12 protein-coding genes and 1 tRNA gene are annotated in these 14,462 nt (G+C 65.5%); 9 read left to right on the top strand and 4 right to left on the bottom strand.

Going from position 1 to position 14,462, the window contains the following annotated elements; translation table 11 throughout:
• Positions 1–221: 221 nt before the first annotated feature.
• Positions 222–2,105: an acyltransferase family protein gene (locus tag ACQR07_RS19445; RefSeq protein WP_434903801.1), complete on the bottom strand. Its 1,884-nt coding sequence runs from the start codon at positions 2,103–2,105 to the stop codon at positions 222–224.
• A gap of 244 nt (positions 2,106–2,349) precedes the next feature.
• On the opposite strand from ACQR07_RS19445, the gene ACQR07_RS19440 reads away from it, so the two are divergent.
• The 3 genes from ACQR07_RS19440 to ACQR07_RS19430 all read left to right on the top strand — a co-directional run bounded on the left by ACQR07_RS19440 (position 2,350) and on the right by ACQR07_RS19430 (position 4,473).
• A complete protein-coding gene (locus tag ACQR07_RS19440; protein ID WP_434903800.1) occupies positions 2,350–3,231 on the top strand; it encodes a hypothetical protein in 882 nt (293 codons plus the stop codon).
• 143 nt (positions 3,232–3,374) lie between these two features.
• The gene (locus ACQR07_RS19435) at positions 3,375–3,977 is read left to right on the top strand and encodes a TMEM175 family protein (protein ID WP_434903799.1); all 603 of its coding nucleotides are present in this window, start codon (positions 3,375–3,377) and stop codon (positions 3,975–3,977) included.
• A 422-nt stretch (positions 3,978–4,399) separates the two neighbouring features.
• Positions 4,400–4,473, top strand: a tRNA-Gly gene (locus ACQR07_RS19430).
• A 156-nt stretch (positions 4,474–4,629) separates the two neighbouring features.
• On the opposite strand, the gene ACQR07_RS19425 is transcribed toward ACQR07_RS19430, so the two are convergent.
• The 3 genes from ACQR07_RS19425 to ACQR07_RS19415 all read right to left on the bottom strand — a co-directional run bounded on the left by ACQR07_RS19425 (position 4,630) and on the right by ACQR07_RS19415 (position 6,910).
• A complete protein-coding gene (locus ACQR07_RS19425; RefSeq protein WP_434903798.1) occupies positions 4,630–5,457 on the bottom strand; it encodes a hypothetical protein in 828 nt (275 codons plus the stop codon).
• Between the two features lie 35 nt (positions 5,458–5,492).
• Complete coding sequence (locus ACQR07_RS19420) at positions 5,493–5,789, bottom strand: hypothetical protein (protein WP_434903797.1); 297 nt, start codon at positions 5,787–5,789, stop codon at positions 5,493–5,495.
• Positions 5,790–5,953: 164 nt separating this feature from the next.
• On the bottom strand, positions 5,954–6,910 hold the full coding sequence (locus tag ACQR07_RS19415) for a LysR family transcriptional regulator (RefSeq protein WP_434903796.1): 957 nt from the start codon (positions 6,908–6,910) through the stop codon (positions 5,954–5,956).
• 113 nt (positions 6,911–7,023) lie between these two features.
• On the opposite strand from ACQR07_RS19415, the gene ACQR07_RS19410 reads away from it, so the two are divergent.
• The 6 genes from ACQR07_RS19410 (at position 7,024) to ACQR07_RS19385 (ending at position 14,250) form a co-directional block, all read left to right on the top strand.
• On the top strand, positions 7,024–7,905 hold the full coding sequence (locus ACQR07_RS19410; protein ID WP_434903795.1) for an NAD(P)-dependent oxidoreductase: 882 nt from the start codon (positions 7,024–7,026) through the stop codon (positions 7,903–7,905).
• 10 nt (positions 7,906–7,915) lie between these two features.
• Positions 7,916–9,445, top strand: coding sequence for an aldehyde dehydrogenase family protein (locus ACQR07_RS19405; protein WP_434903794.1), 1,530 nt, complete (start codon positions 7,916–7,918; stop codon positions 9,443–9,445).
• A 73-nt stretch (positions 9,446–9,518) separates the two neighbouring features.
• Complete coding sequence (locus ACQR07_RS19400) at positions 9,519–10,475, top strand: N-carbamoyl-D-amino-acid hydrolase (RefSeq protein ID WP_434903793.1); 957 nt, start codon at positions 9,519–9,521, stop codon at positions 10,473–10,475.
• Positions 10,476–10,778: 303 nt separating this feature from the next.
• Positions 10,779–12,380: an ABC transporter substrate-binding protein gene (locus tag ACQR07_RS19395; RefSeq protein WP_434903792.1), complete on the top strand. Its 1,602-nt coding sequence runs from the start codon at positions 10,779–10,781 to the stop codon at positions 12,378–12,380.
• A 14-nt stretch (positions 12,381–12,394) separates the two neighbouring features.
• The gene (locus ACQR07_RS19390) at positions 12,395–13,336 is read left to right on the top strand and encodes an ABC transporter permease (RefSeq protein WP_434903791.1); all 942 of its coding nucleotides are present in this window, start codon (positions 12,395–12,397) and stop codon (positions 13,334–13,336) included.
• The gene (locus ACQR07_RS19385; protein WP_434903790.1) at positions 13,333–14,250 is read left to right on the top strand and encodes an ABC transporter permease; all 918 of its coding nucleotides are present in this window, start codon (positions 13,333–13,335) and stop codon (positions 14,248–14,250) included. Before ACQR07_RS19390 ends, ACQR07_RS19385 begins: the two co-directional genes overlap by 4 nt.
• Positions 14,251–14,462: the final 212 nt, after the last annotated feature.

Here is a 14,462-nt window from a genome sequence, read left to right as displayed (position 1 = left end):
GAGCCAATCCCACTACTGTCATGCTCCGCGAAGGCGGAGCATCCAGTACTCCGCAGCAGAAGATATTGAACCGAGGTGTCACGGCGTACTGGATCGTCCGCCGGAGCCTGTCCTCGGGCTCGCCGGAGGCGAGACCCGGGGGCGGACGATGACAGCCGGTCAACATGATCAATGCGTCAGGACTTCAAAAACGGGTCGTCCAGGATGGCTGGAGAGGCCGCTCAGTCGCTCCTGCGCGCGGCGGCGGACAAGACCTGAGAGGCCGCGACGATGCGCGCGGCTGCGAGCTCGGATCCCTGCGCGGTGAAATGACCCTCGTCCCAGGCCAGCGGCGCGCCGTCGTCGGCCTGCAGCACGCAATGATGGCCGGGGCAGAGCAGCGTCAGCAGCGAGACGTAGTCGGTCTGCGGCACATCTTTCAGCAGCGCCTGCAGGAAGTCGTCGGTCTCGCGCGGCAGCTCCACCATGTGTCCGTCCGTCCGAACGCCGAATCGCGCGGTCGCGATCAGCAGGCTTGGCAGCGGACGATCGAATTGCGGGCTCGGTCCGACCACCACCACACGGCTGCCTGCCGCGGTGAGCGCGCCGATCGTGGCGAGCAGGCCTGCTCGCGCGGCCGGTCCCATCACCGTGCGTGACCAATTGGCCGAGAGGATCACGATTTCGGGTGCGAGATCGCGCACCAGGCCGGGGAGGCGGCCGTTGAAGTCGGCGCACGCCGTCGACTGACCCGGTTCGACATAGGGGACGCATCCCGCCATCGTCACGCGCAGCAGCGTCGATTGCGGCGGCAACGCCCGCACCAGCCCGTGTGCGAGGTGCGCAGCATGGCTGTCGCCCCACAGCAGGATGTTGCGGCCCGGACCCTTGGCGAGGCAGGCCGGCTGCAACGCCGTGAAGGTCTGGGGCGAGGAGAGGAAGCAGGTGCCGTCCTCATAGACGCGGCTGTGGTCATAGTTGAGGTAGTCCGCGATCGCCTGCTGCTGCGGCGACAGGCGCGCCGGAAAGCCGGACCAGACGATCATGACCGCACTGACCGCCAGCGCGACGGCGCCGGTCGCGGCCAGCGCCCGCGCCGTCACCGGCCATGTGGCGCGTCGTGCGGGCTGCTCGATGAGATAGAAGCTTGCAAGCGCGAGACTCGTGCAGGCGCCGAGCAGCGCGAGCTTGTCCATCGCCGAGCTCGGCGGCCCCCACACCGCCGTGGTCAGCGACACGACCGGCCAATGCCAGAGATAGAGCGAGTAGGACCACAGCCCGACCGCGATCATCGGCCGTGCCAGCGTCAGCACGGTCCTGTTCAGCGACGGGTTGCCCCAGATCACCGCGGCCGTGCCGAGGCAGGGCAGCAAGGCGGCGATGCCGGGGTAGGGCGTGCGCGGCGAGTAGATGTTGGCGGAAATGCCGAGCGCGATCCATCCGAGCGTCGTTGCCGCGATCCGCAACCGCTGATTGCGCAGCGCCGGCACCGCTTCAACCGCAAGCAGCGCGCCGAGCGCGAGCTGCCAGGCGCGTGCCGGCAGCAAATAGAACGCGGTCGCAGGCTGGGTCCGCGTCTGGATCACGCAGAGCAGGAACGAGACCGCACAGATCGCGCCGAGACTCGCGAGCATCAGCGCACGCCGCTGCCTGAAGACGGCGAGCGCCAGCGCCGGAAACAGCAGGTAATATTGCTCCTCGACGCCGAGCGACCAGGTGTGCAGCAGCGGCTTGGTGATCGCAGCCGCGTCGAAATAGCCCTGTTGCAGCCAGAACAGGATGTTGGAGGCGAAGGCCAGCACCGCCAGCGCCTGCTGCGCCGTGGACACCGTCTCCGGCGGCAACTGGATGATGCTCGCGCCGAGCAGGGTCGCGCACAACATGGCAAAGGACGCCGGCAGGATGCGCCTGGCGCGGCGCCGGTAGAAGGCGGCAAAGGAGAATGTGCCGTCGCTGACCTCGTCGCGGATGATGCGCGTGATCAGGAAGCCGGAGATGACGAAGAACACGTCGACGCCGACATAGCCGCTGCGGAACGGCGGGATGTCGTAGTGGAACGCGATCACCGAGAGGACCGCGAAGGCACGCAGGCAGTCGATGTCGGGACGGTAGTCAGGTGAACTCAAGATGGCTGTCCGAAGGCTCGCTTGCGGTTGCCGCCACCTGCGAGGCGGTCAGCGCGCGCGGCGCGACCCTGGCACGCGTCGATTGCAACCGCAACGCAAGGCGCCGCGCTGGAGATCGGGATCGTGCAGACATGACACAACGCCATCGAATTGACATCCCGCCGCGGCTTTGCGGCTTGCCTTCACAGACTTGCCTCAATGGCGTGATGGCCTGCCGGCAGTCTGTGCGTCAAGCGAGCATGTCATGCGTACATTGGGGCGGAAGACCGGCCAAGCCGGTTTGTTGTGTGGATTTGTTCTATTTGAGGTTGTTGCGGGCGTAGGCCTTGCGCACAGCGCAGAGCCGGGCGCATCACCGGCCGGAGAGCAGGCCAAGGACGTCGGCAAGGACAGCGGGCCGTTCGGCGGCTGCGAGCCGATCGGGCTCACGGCGTCGGGCGAACTGGTGTTCCCGCTCGAATGCAAGAAGATGATCAAGAAGCCGGCCGAATCGCCGGTCGCCGAGGACAAGCCGCCGGCCGATGAGACAACCGCCTCGACGGATGCAAAGCCAGCCGCCCAGGGCCAGGCTGTTGCTGCCGACAAGGCGGCCGCCGCGGCCAAGCCGCCTGCGGCCGACACCGCTGCAGCTCCCCCGGTCGCCGTCGCGCCGAAACACGCGGCTGTCACCGGCAAGCCGTCTGCGGGCATCGCGCCCACGACCAAGCTCATGAGCAGGCCGGTCTCCAGCAAGTCGGTCTCCAGCAAGTCGGCGTCCGGCAAGACTGTGGCGGCCAACCCCGCGGCAACCAGCGCCGCACCTGGCAGGACGCTCGCGAGCGCTGCGCCGGGCAAGCCGTCGGGCAGCAAGACCATGGTGGTTGTGGCGAAGGATGCCGGGCAGCCCGACCCGAAGGCGGTCACCAAGGAGGCCAGCAGGCCGAGCCCGATGGCGGCGATCAGATCGATGATCGTGATGGCGAAGCCCTCCGGAGCCGCGACGGCGGTGCCCGCCCGGTCGCAGGTCGAGGAGAGGCCGCGGCTGCTGCGCACCGCCAGCATGCCGGCCTGCGTGCAGTTTCGCAGCTACAATCCGGCGACGCGGAGCTATCGCGGCTATGACGGCCACATCTATGCCTGCCGTTGACCGGTGGACGTGAGCCGATGAAAGCCGCGAGGGTGTGAGGCGACGGCGCGCAGCGCGCCGTCGGCAGATGGTCGGGGCGCGGGCGCGCGGGACCTGCTATAGAGCGCGCGCAATCGTCCCGTCTGTCCGATCCGTCCGTTGAAATGACCGAGCCACAAACCGACCTGTTCGAGATGCGCCGGCTGGAATCGCTATCCAACACCATCTTCGGTGTGGCGATGACGCTGCTGGCCTACGATCTGCCGAAACCGAATTTTGCCCACATGCCGGGCTGGCCGGAGCTGGTCCACACCTATTCCGGCCACCTGGCGGGGCTGGTGCTGAGCTTCATCATCGCCGGCGTGTTCTGGATCAGCCATCACCGCCGGTTGGCGCGCCAGCCGCTCGGCAGCCGTCCCGTCGTGCTGCTCAACCTGTTTTTCCTGCTGTCGATCGTGCTACTGCCGGTCACCAACAATCTCTACAGCAGCTACCGTCTGAGCAGCGCCGTCGCCGTGCTCTATGGCGCGCATCTGGCGGTCATCGCCGCGCTGAACGCCGCTTTGTGGTGGCTGGCGTTCGGCGGCGGGCGCCATGCCGAAATCGCCGGCGCGATCTTTCCGGTCGTCGTGTTCGTGCCGGGAATCGCGCTGGCGGCATTGGCGCCGGAGTATGTGCAGTATTTCTGGATGCTCGGCTTCGGCGGCATGGTGGTGCGGCGTTTCGTGCGCGCGAAGCCGGCAAGCGCCGCGGACGATCTCGCCTGACGCAAAAAACGCGGCGGGCCGTCCGACCCGCCGCGCCTCCGATCTTGAACTCGCTGGTCCAGGGCTGAGAGCGCCCCGTTGCCGAGCCGCGATGGGCACGATCCGCTGACGAATCACGCGCTCATCGAACGTTGCTCACGAAGAGCCGCTCAGCGGGCGATCCCAGCGAGGTGACAGCGCTTGGTGAAAGACACTGGATCACCTCCTTTCGTTGTTGATGGAGATCTCAATATAGGGCTGTCCGAGCCCGAGGGGTAGGGGGGCCGAATACGGAACCTGATCGGCCGCGCCGCCTGCTGCGTTGCAGCCATGGCGCGCGCCGCGCCCGATTCGGGGCCTGCTGACCTCCACCCCACCTGTATCGGGATCTCGCCCGAAGAGGTTGAGACCGGCTCCGGACCATGTTAGGGAACGCGCGAGACGCGGGTGTAGCTCAATGGTAGAGCAGCAGCCTTCCAAGCTGAATACGAGGGTTCGATTCCCTTCACCCGCTCCAACGTGTTTGACCGCGAGCAATCCCGTCGGAAGACACCAATCCGATCGGTCGCGGCGGATCTGTTACCCGTCTGCCAGCTTGACTTGCCCAGGTTGCCCAGGCCGCCGAGCACTTCCACTGAAGTCTGGATCTTAGCGATCCTGCGGCGCCGACGTGCTACGGAACAAGCCTCCTTCTGCCGAGCGATGAATTGAGTTGGTTTGTAAGGTGCTGACTGAACGAAATGTCGGAAGGTGTGAATCCGTTGGGGCCTGTCGGTCCGAAGGTGAGCAGGAGTTCGTGGGTTCGGGTTCGGTTCACATTAAGTATAGGGGTCCCGCCTCCCGAGAGAGGAATGAGCTTGAATTGTGGACTAACTCCGCCACTTGATACGACGACGAATTTCAGGTCGTAGCTATAGACATCCACCTTTTCGGGTTTTTTGTCTCCCATCGGTTTCGACGAATAGAGAAGATCCGCTGCCATTACATGATCTCGCAAGAACCGCTCGATTCCGAGGTCAGACTTGACGAAAAGAGAGCTAACATTCTGATCGATCGGCCAATTCTCTACATCGCACATTTTCTGGTTTTTGCCTGGGCCAGCGATCTTGGACACGCCCCAATAAGAATAAGTGGTATCCGTGCGCGTCGCAGTTGATGAGAGTTCGCCTGATAGGCCGACACCCCAACTGCGGCCGATCGCATTGCCCGATTCCATCCCGTCTGGAAGCGTACGATTGTAGACGAGGTTGGGAGTGAGGGCTGAGCTTTCCGCAATCGTCAATGTCAACTGTAGTTGAACTCCATAGTCCGGGGGTATCGCCGGCCCGAAACTTGTCGGGATTTTGTTGACTTCGCGTATCGCCTTGATTGTCTCGCAAAAGATATTGCGTTTGATATTAAAGACCATGTCGGTGGCGATGTCCTGAGCCTCCCAGCCCTCTGTAAGACGAGGTGGTGTAAAGCCGCAGCCGACAAGCACGATCGTCAGGGCGAACGCCATTGCCCTCGATATGAGTGTGGGCATGTTTTTGTGCCTCAATCGGGTAGCTTGGCGCCGGCATCGGGCTGAAGCTGCTTCAACAATTTGTTGGCGTCATCACGTTGCAAGGCTTTGATGGTGACCTCGAAGCCTGGCTGTGACTTCTTGACGACCAGGTGTCCCTGGTCACCAACGGACTTGGCGAGCTCAGGAAGCAGTTCGCTGGGCACATCGCTGAGCACAAAATCGAAATTGTCGCCGGACTTCATGATCCGGAGCGCGTCGATTTTTGGGTAGCACAAGCTTCCCCAAAGTCTTTCGTCGGCGGAACACGGCGGCGGATGCGGGACCATACTCGTCTCCTGAAATATTCGCCTACTTTGCAATCCGTGTAGTCAGCCACGCGACGCGCAGATTGCGCAAGAGTATACGTGAGGTTGCGCGTCAAAAATCCATGGTTGTTACGTTGTGGCAACACAATGACGGCGCGTTGGGTCGTGGGCGTGGCGCCTGCCGATCAGCGTGCACTAGTACTTGCTCTGGCCGCGCGCGTGGGAACTTTACCCCGAAACGCCCGCATCTGGCCGCTCAGGAAGCGCAGCAGGTGGCCTGCCGCGTGCGGCAGCTCGCGGCCGCGGCGGGTGATGACGCAGGCTTCGCTCGAGGCAAGCAGGCGGTTGTCGATCGCGATGGCGGCGAGCGAGCCGTCGGCGAGATCGGCGGTGATCGAGAAGGCCGGCAGCAGCGTCAGGCCGAGGCCGCTCTTGACGAAGTGCCGGAGCACGTTGATCGAGCTCGTCGTCAGCTTCGGCGACAGCGGCACGCGCTCGGCCGCTTCGGCCATCGCCACGATCTGGCGCGTGCCGTAGCTCGGATGCATCAGGCCGAGCGGATGGTCGGCAAGCTCGCGCAGGCGCACCGGGCGGCCGAGATGCGCGAGCGCATGATCCGGCGGCACGATCGCGCACAGCGGCTGGCGGCTCGCGGTGGCGACGCGGATGCGCGGGTCGGCTGACGGGTTGAACACCAGGCCGATGTGATAGCGATCCTCGGCCACCGCGTTGACGACGTCGTTGGTGCCGGCGAGATCGAACGACATGGTCAGGTCGGGATGGCGCTGCCAGAATCGGCCGAGCGGGCCCGTCATCAGGTCGCTGACGAAGCCCTCGCCTAGCACGATGTCGACATGGCCGCGCTTGAGGCCGGTGAGCTCGCGCAGCTTGGCCACGGTGTCGGCCTGGTCCGCCTGCCAGTGCCGGAAGCGCTCCACCAGCAGCGCGCCGGCTTCGGTGGCGCGGATGCCGCGGCTCAGCCGTTCGACCAGCGTGAGGCCGAGCTCCTTCTCCAGCAGCGCGATCTGCCGGCTGATCACCGAGGCGTTGATGTCGAGCGCCTCCGCGGCGGCGCGGACCGAGCCTAGGCGGATCGTCTCATGCAGGTAGTGCAGACGGTGGTGGTCGAGCAAGGCGGCCATCGCGGGGGGAATTTCAACTGTTGACCTCAGGTCAACAATAGCGGCGGTTGCCGCTGATGTCTGCCCTCTGATCAGGCCGCTAGGCTTCTGAGGCAATTTGCGTGGGAGGCGTCGTGACCGCCGTCGGCATCATCGGACTCGGCAAAATGGGACGCGGCATGGCGCTGACGCTCAAGGGCGCGGGCTTTGCCGTGACGGGCTACGATGCGCTCGCGGCGACGCGCGAGGCATTGGTGGCCGAGGGCATCGCGATCGCCGACGGCATCGGCGCCGTCGTCGCTGCCGCTGATGTCGTCATCCTCTCGCTGCCCACCGCCGAGATCGTCGAGCGGGTCGTGGCCGGTCCGGGCGGCATCGTCGCCCATGCGCGGCCCGGCGTCGCCATCGTCGACACCTCGACGTCGCATCCCGAGACCTCGCGCCATCTGGCGGAACTGGTTCGGTCGCACGGCATGGGCTTTATGGACGCGCCGGTCAGCGGCGGGCCGAAGGGCGCCGCGACGGGCACCATGACGATGGTCATCGGTGCCGAGGATGCCGATCTCGCTCGCGTGCTGCCGGTGCTGGAGCGCATGAGCGCCAAGTGTGTGCATGTCGGCGGCGTCGGCGCCGGCAACGTCGCCAAGATCGTCAACAATCTGCTCTGCGCTGCGCATCTGCTCACCGCAGCCGAGGCGCTGCGCATCGCCGGTGCTGCCGGCGTCGATGCCGAGCGGCTGCTCGAAGGTCTCAACGCCGGCTCGGGCCGCTCCGGCGTCACGCTGGTCAACGTGCCCAACTGGATCCTCAACGGCGCCTTCGATTCCGGCTTCACCATGCAATTGATGCGCAAGGACGTGCGCTTGGCCGCCCAGTTCATCGGCGAGCTCGGCCTCGCGCTGCCGATGGCCGCGGACACCGCGCGCATCTGGGCCGACAGCGCCGGCAGCATCGCCGACACTGATGATTTCAACCGCATCGTCGAGCTGCAGCTCGGCCCGATCGCGAAGGCATGAGAGTGCAGCCATGACTCATTTCATCGATCCGCGTCTGCGCGCGGCCGCGCTGCCATTCTGGCCCGAGTTCGAGAATATCGGCTCGCATGTCGGCGGCGAGCAGATCGTCGGCAACGGTGCGACGGTGTCGGTCAACGATCCCGCGACCGGCAGATTGCTGTTCAGCTATTCCGATGCCGGCGCTGATGTTGCAGCCAAAGCAGCCGCTGCCGCCGTCGCCGGACAGGCGGAATGGGCGCGCACCACCGCCGCGGCCCGCGGCCGCGTGATGCAGGCCGTGGCGCGCGCGATCCTCGCCGCCGCCGAGCCGCTGGCGCAGCTGGAAACGCTATCCGCCGGCAAGCCGATCCGCGATACCAGGGGCGAGGTCGCCAAGGTTGCGGAGATGTTCGAGTACTATGCCGGCTGGGCCGACAAATTCCACGGCGACGTCATTCCGGTGCCGTCGAGCCATCTTAACTACACGCGCCGCGAGCCGATGGGCGTGGTGCTGCAGATCACACCGTGGAATGCGCCGATCTTCACCGCCGGCTGGCAGATTGCGCCGGCGATCAGCATGGGCAATGCCGTGCTGCTCAAGCCGTCGGAGCTGACGCCGTTGACGTCATTGGCGCTCGCTGTCATCGCCGAGCGCGCCGGATTGCCGAAGGGCGTGGTCAACGTGCTCGCCGGCTTCGGCCACAGCACCGGTCAGGCGGCGCTCGAACAGCCTGCCGTGAAGAAGGTCGTGTTCGTCGGTTCGGTGCCGACGGGGCGGCTGATCGGCGAGGCGGCGGCGCGCCGCCTTGTACCGTTGGTGCTCGAGCTCGGCGGCAAGTCGGCCAACATCGTATTCGCCGACGCCGATCTCGAACGTGCCGCGATCGGCGCGCAGGCCGCGATCTTCGGCGGTGCGGGGCAGAGCTGCGTCGCCGGCTCGCGCCTGCTGGTGCAAAGCGCGGTCTACGACCGCTTCGTCGATCTGGTCGCGCAGGGCGCGGCGAAGATCAGATGCGGCGATCCGCTGTCGGCGGAGACGGAGATCGGGCCGATCAACAACGCCAAGCAATATGATCACGTGCTGTCGCTGATCCGCGCAGGCGCGGAGGAGGGTGCCGAGATCGTGGCCGGCAGCAACGGTGAGCGCGCGCCCGCCGGCTATTTCGTCAGCCCCACTGTGCTCAAGAACGTCACCAACGACATGGGCATTGCGCGCAAGGAGGTGTTCGGCCCGGTCGTCGCCGCGATCCGGTTCGACACCGAGGAGGAGGCGATCGCGATCGCCAATGACAGCGAGTTCGGGCTCGCCGGTGCGGTGTGGACGATGGACGTCGCGCGCGCGCATCGCGTTGCCGCGCAGGTGAAGGCCGGAACGTTCTGGATCAACGCCTACAAGACCATCAACGTCGCCTCGCCGTTCGGGGGCTACAACAACAGTGGCCACGGCCGCTCCTCCGGCGTCGAGGCGCTCTACGAATACACGCAGGTGAAGAGCGTGTGGGTCGAGACCGCGGCCGAGCCGGCCGTCGCCTTCGGCTACGCGCCAGGCTTGCGCGATTGAACCTGCATGGCATGATGAGTGCAGGAGCTGCGCACCCCGAGAACGAAACAGTTCCGGAATAAGGAACAGCATCATGTCGCGCTTCGTCAACGTCGCCATCGGCCAGCTCGGCCCCATCGCCAGGAGCGAGCAGCGCCCTGCGGTGGTCGCACGGCTGATGGCGCTGATGCGCCAGGCGCACGCCAATGGCTGCGACCTCATCGTCTATCCCGAGCTCGCGCTGACGACGTTCTTCCCGCGCTGGTACATGGCGGACCAGGCCGAGATCGACAGCTTTTTCGAGCGCGAGATGCCGGGGCCGGAGACGCAGCCGCTGTTCGCGCTGGCGAAGGATCTGCGCATCGGCTTCTGCCTGGGCTACGCCGAGCTTGCTGTCGAGGACGGCATCGTGCACCGCTACAACACGGCTGTTCTCGTCGACAAGCAGGGCAGCATCGTTTCGAAATACCGCAAGGTGCATCTGCCGGGGCATGCCGAGCACGAGCCGTGGCGCAAATTCCAGCATCTGGAAAAACGCTACTTCGAACCGGGCAGGAGCTTCGGCGTCACCCACGCGTTCGGCGGCGTCATCGGCATGGCGATCTGCAACGACCGGCGCTGGCCCGAGACCTATCGTGTGATGGGGCTGCAGGGCGTCGAGATGGTGCTGATCGGCTACAACACGCCGGTGCACAATCCGCCCGCGCCGGAGCATGATGATCTCTCGCTGTTCCACAACCGCCTCGTGATGCAGTCCGGTGCCTATCAGAACGGCACCTGGGTGATCGGCGTCGCCAAGGGCGGCATCGAGGAGGGCGTCGACGCCATCGCCGGTAGCTGCATCATCGCACCATCCGGCGAGATCGTCGCTGCCTGCGCCACCAAGGGCGACGAGATCGCGCTGGCGCGCTGCGACCTCGATCTGTGCAACTCCTACAAGCAGACGATCTTCAATTTCGACGTCCATCGCCAGCCCGCGGCTTACGGCATGATCGTCGAACGCAAGGGCGAGCGGCTGATGGCCGATGGGTCGGCGGTGCGGAAGCAATGATTGGCCCGCATCTCTCCTCTCGTCATTCGGGGCATCGCGCAGCGATGAGCCCGGAATCCATAGCCACAGGCGGACGTGCGAGGCACGCTGGTGGTGACATCTCGCTCTTCCGAGGCCCGTCTGTGGCTATGGATTCCGGGCTCGTACCGCTGCGCGGTACGCCCCGGAATGACGAGAGGAGAGAGGCGGGCCCTTGCGTCCCATGCCTCATTTGCGTTCAAATGAATGCACGCGACGTGCATGGCATGGGCCTTGCTTACAAAACCGGCAAATGAACTCAGGCAGATTGCATCAGGAGCAAACATGGATCGCAGAACGGTATTGAAGGGTTTGGCGGGCGCGGGTGGTCTGGCGCTGACGGGTCTTGCGGCGCCGGCGATCGCGCAGGGCGCTGCTGCGCGCACCTTGCGGTTCGTCCCGCAGGCCAATCTCGCCAATTTCGATCCGATCTGGGGCACGCAATACGTCGTGCGCAACGCGGCGGCGATGGTGTGGGACACGCTGTACGGCATCGATGATCAGTTCGTGCCGCAACGTCAGATGGTGGAATCAGAGGAAGTCTCGTCCGACGGCCTGACCTGGACCTTCAAGCTGCGTCCCGGTCTGAAATTCCACGATGGCACGCCGGTGCTCGCCAAGGACGTCGTTGCCAGCCTGACGCGCTGGTCGGCGCGCGATCCGATGGGCCTGATGCTCAAGGCGATTCAGAACGAGCTCACCGCGGTCGACGACAAGACCTTCAAATGGGTGCTGAAGCAGCCTTATCCGAAGATGCTGTTCGCGCTCGGCAAGGGCAATGCGCCCTGCGCCTTCATCATGCCCGAGCGCATCGCGCAGACCGATCCGTTCAAGCAGATGTCGGAATACATCGGCTCTGGCCCGTTCAAGTTCGCCAAGGGCGAATGGGTGCCGGGCGCCAAGGCGGTGTTCGAGAAGTTCACCGACTACGTGCCGCGCGAGGAGAAGCCGGTGTGGCTCGCCGGCGGCAAGAAGGTGCTAGTCGACCGCGTTGAATGGGTCATCATGCCGGATCCCGCAACTGCCGCCGCGGCGCTGCAGAACGGTGAGGTCGACTGGTGGGAGAACCCGATCACCGATCTGGTGCCGGTGCTTAAGGGCAACAAGAACATCGGCGTCGACATCGGCGATCCCCTCGGCAATGTCGGCTCGTTCCGCATGAACCACCTGCACGCGCCGTTCAACAACGTGAAGGCGCGCCAGGCGATCCTGATGGCGCTGAGCCAGGAAGACTACATGCGCGCGCTGGTCGGCGACGAGAACGCGCTGTGGAAGCCGCTGCCCGGCTTCTTCACGCCGGACACGCCGCTCTACACCGAGGCCGGCGGCGAGATCCTGAAGGGCAAGCGCGACTTCGCGGCCGCCAAGAAGCTGCTCGAGGAAGCCGGCTACAAGGGCGAGCCGATCACCTGCGTCGTGGCCCAGGACCAGCCGATCACCAAGGCGTTCGGCGACGTCACCGCCGATCTCCTCAAGAAAATCGGCATGAATGTCGACTTCGTCGCCACCGATTGGGGCACGGTCGGCGCGCGACGCGCGCAGAAAACGCCGCCGTCGCAGGGCGGCTGGCACATGTTCCACACCTGGCATGCGGGCGCCGACTGCATCAACCCGGCCGCCTACACCGCGCTGCGCGCCAATGGCGACAAGGCCTGGTTCGGCTGGCCGACCAGCGAGAAGGTCGAGACCGAGATCACCAACTGGTTCAACGCCAAGTCGCTCGACGAGGAGAAGACGGTGGCGGCCCGCATCAACAAGGCGGCGCTGGATGACGTGGTGTTCGCACCGACCGGCTTCTTCCTCGGCTACACCGCCTGGCGCAAGAACGTCTCCGGCGTGACCAAGGGGCCGATCCCGCTGTTCTGGGGCGTGTCGAAGACCGCATGAGGCGCTGACATCTCATGCTCGCTTATGCGCTCCGACGCGTGCTGTCGACCTTGCCCGTGATGGCGATCGTCGCGCTGTTTGTCTTCAGCCTGCTGTACATCGCGCCGGGCGATCCCGCCGTGATCATCGCCGGCGACCAGGCGAGCCCGGCGGACGTCGAGCGCATCAGAGCCAATCTCGGACTGGACCAGCCCTTCCTGGTCCAGTTCGGCAGCTGGGTGTGGCGCCTCTTGCACTTCGACCTGGGCACCTCGATCTTCACCAATCTCCCGGTGGCGGCGATGATCGCCCAGCGCATCGAGCCGACCTTGTCGTTGATGATGGTGACGCTGTTCCTCACCATCCTCATCGCGGTGCCGCTCGGCGTCATCGCGGCCTGGAAGGCCGGCACCTGGATCGACCGCGTGATCATGGCCTTCGCCGTGTTCGGCTTCTCGGTGCCGGTGTTCGTGGTCGGCTACATCCTCGCTTACGTGTTCGCGCTGAAGTTCGATCTGCTGCCGGTGCAGGGCTACACGCCGCTGTCGCAAGGCGTGTGGCCGTGGCTGCAGAACCTCATTCTCCCGTCGGTCGCGCTCGGCTGCGTCTACATCGCGCTGATCGCGCGCATCACCCGCGCCGCGATGCTCGAAGTGCTGCAGCAGGACTACATCCGCACCGCGCGCGCCAAGGGGCTCGGGCAGGGCGGCATCCTGTTCATCCACGCGCTGAAGAACGCCGCGGTGCCGATCGTCACCGTGGTCGGCATCGGCATTGCGCTGCTGATCGGCGGCGCCGTCGTCACCGAGAGCGTGTTCGCCATTCCCGGCCTCGGCCGGCTCACCATCGATGCCATCCTGCGACGTGACTATCCGGTCATCCAGGGCATCGTGCTGCTATTCAGCTTCGTCTACGTGCTCGTCAATCTCCTGATCGACATCACCTACACCCTGGTCGACCCGAGGATCCGCTATTGACCGCCACGACCACCACGTCGCCTCCCGCAGGGCTCGTCGTTGCGCCGCGTCTGCCCGACCTGATGGCCGCGCCAAAGATCCGGCGCGGCGCCATCGGCTTCCTGCGCAACCATCCGACGGTCGCGTTCGGCGGCGCGCTGCTGCTGCTGCTCGTGATCATCGGCGTGTTCGCGCCGTTCCTTTTCACTGTCGATCCCACTGCGATCGCGCCGGCCAAGCGGACGCGGCTGCCGTCCGCGGATTTCTGGTTCGGCACCGATGCGCTTGGCCGCGACATCTATTCGCGTGTGCTCTACGGCACCCGGGTGTCGCTGACCGTCGGCCTGTCGGTGGCGTTGGCGGCGTCACTGATCGGGCTCACGATCGGCCTCGTCGCCGGCTTCATTCGCTGGGCCGACGGCGTGCTGATGCGCTGCATGGACGGGCTGATGTCGATCCCGCCGATCCTGCTGGCGGTCGCGCTGATGGCGCTGACGCGCGGCAGCGTCGGCAACGTCATCCTCGCCATCACCATCGCCGAGATCCCGCGCGTCGCGCGTCTCATCCGCGGTGTCGTGCTGTCCTTGCGCGAGCAGCCTTACGTCGACGGCGCGGTCGCTTCGGGCACGCGCACGCCGATGGTGATCCTGCGCCATATCCTGCCAAATACGATGGCGCCGATGCTGGTGCAGGCGACCTACATCTGCGCCAGCGCCATGATCACCGAGGCCATCCTGTCCTTCATCGGCGCCGGCACGCCGCCGACCATTCCGTCCTGGGGCAACATCATGGCCGAGGGCCGCGCGCTGTGGCAGGTCAAGCCCTACATCGTGTTCTTCCCGGCGGCGTTCCTGTCGGTCACCGTGCTCGCCGTGAATCTGGTGGGCGACGGCCTCCGCGACGCCCTCGACCCGCGCATGGCGAAGAGCCCATGAGCGGGATGGTGGGAAGAATGTCAGTGCGCGCCATCGCAGAATCCGCGTCGCAACTTCCTATGATGCGCTCCATTCTCTCCGCCCGTCATTCCGGGGCAGCCCGCAGGGCTGAGCCCGGAATCCATAACCACAGGACGATGATGTGGAGCGAGATCCCACAACGGGTGTGCCTCACACACCTCCCTGTGGGTATGGGTTCCGGGCTCGCGCTG

This window comes from Bradyrhizobium sp. HKCCYLS20291 (genome assembly GCF_051167715.1).
Lineage (GTDB): Bacteria > Pseudomonadota > Alphaproteobacteria > Rhizobiales > Xanthobacteraceae > Bradyrhizobium.
Note: the sequence above shows the minus strand (reverse complement) of the source record. Positions and strands in the feature narration are given on the sequence as shown.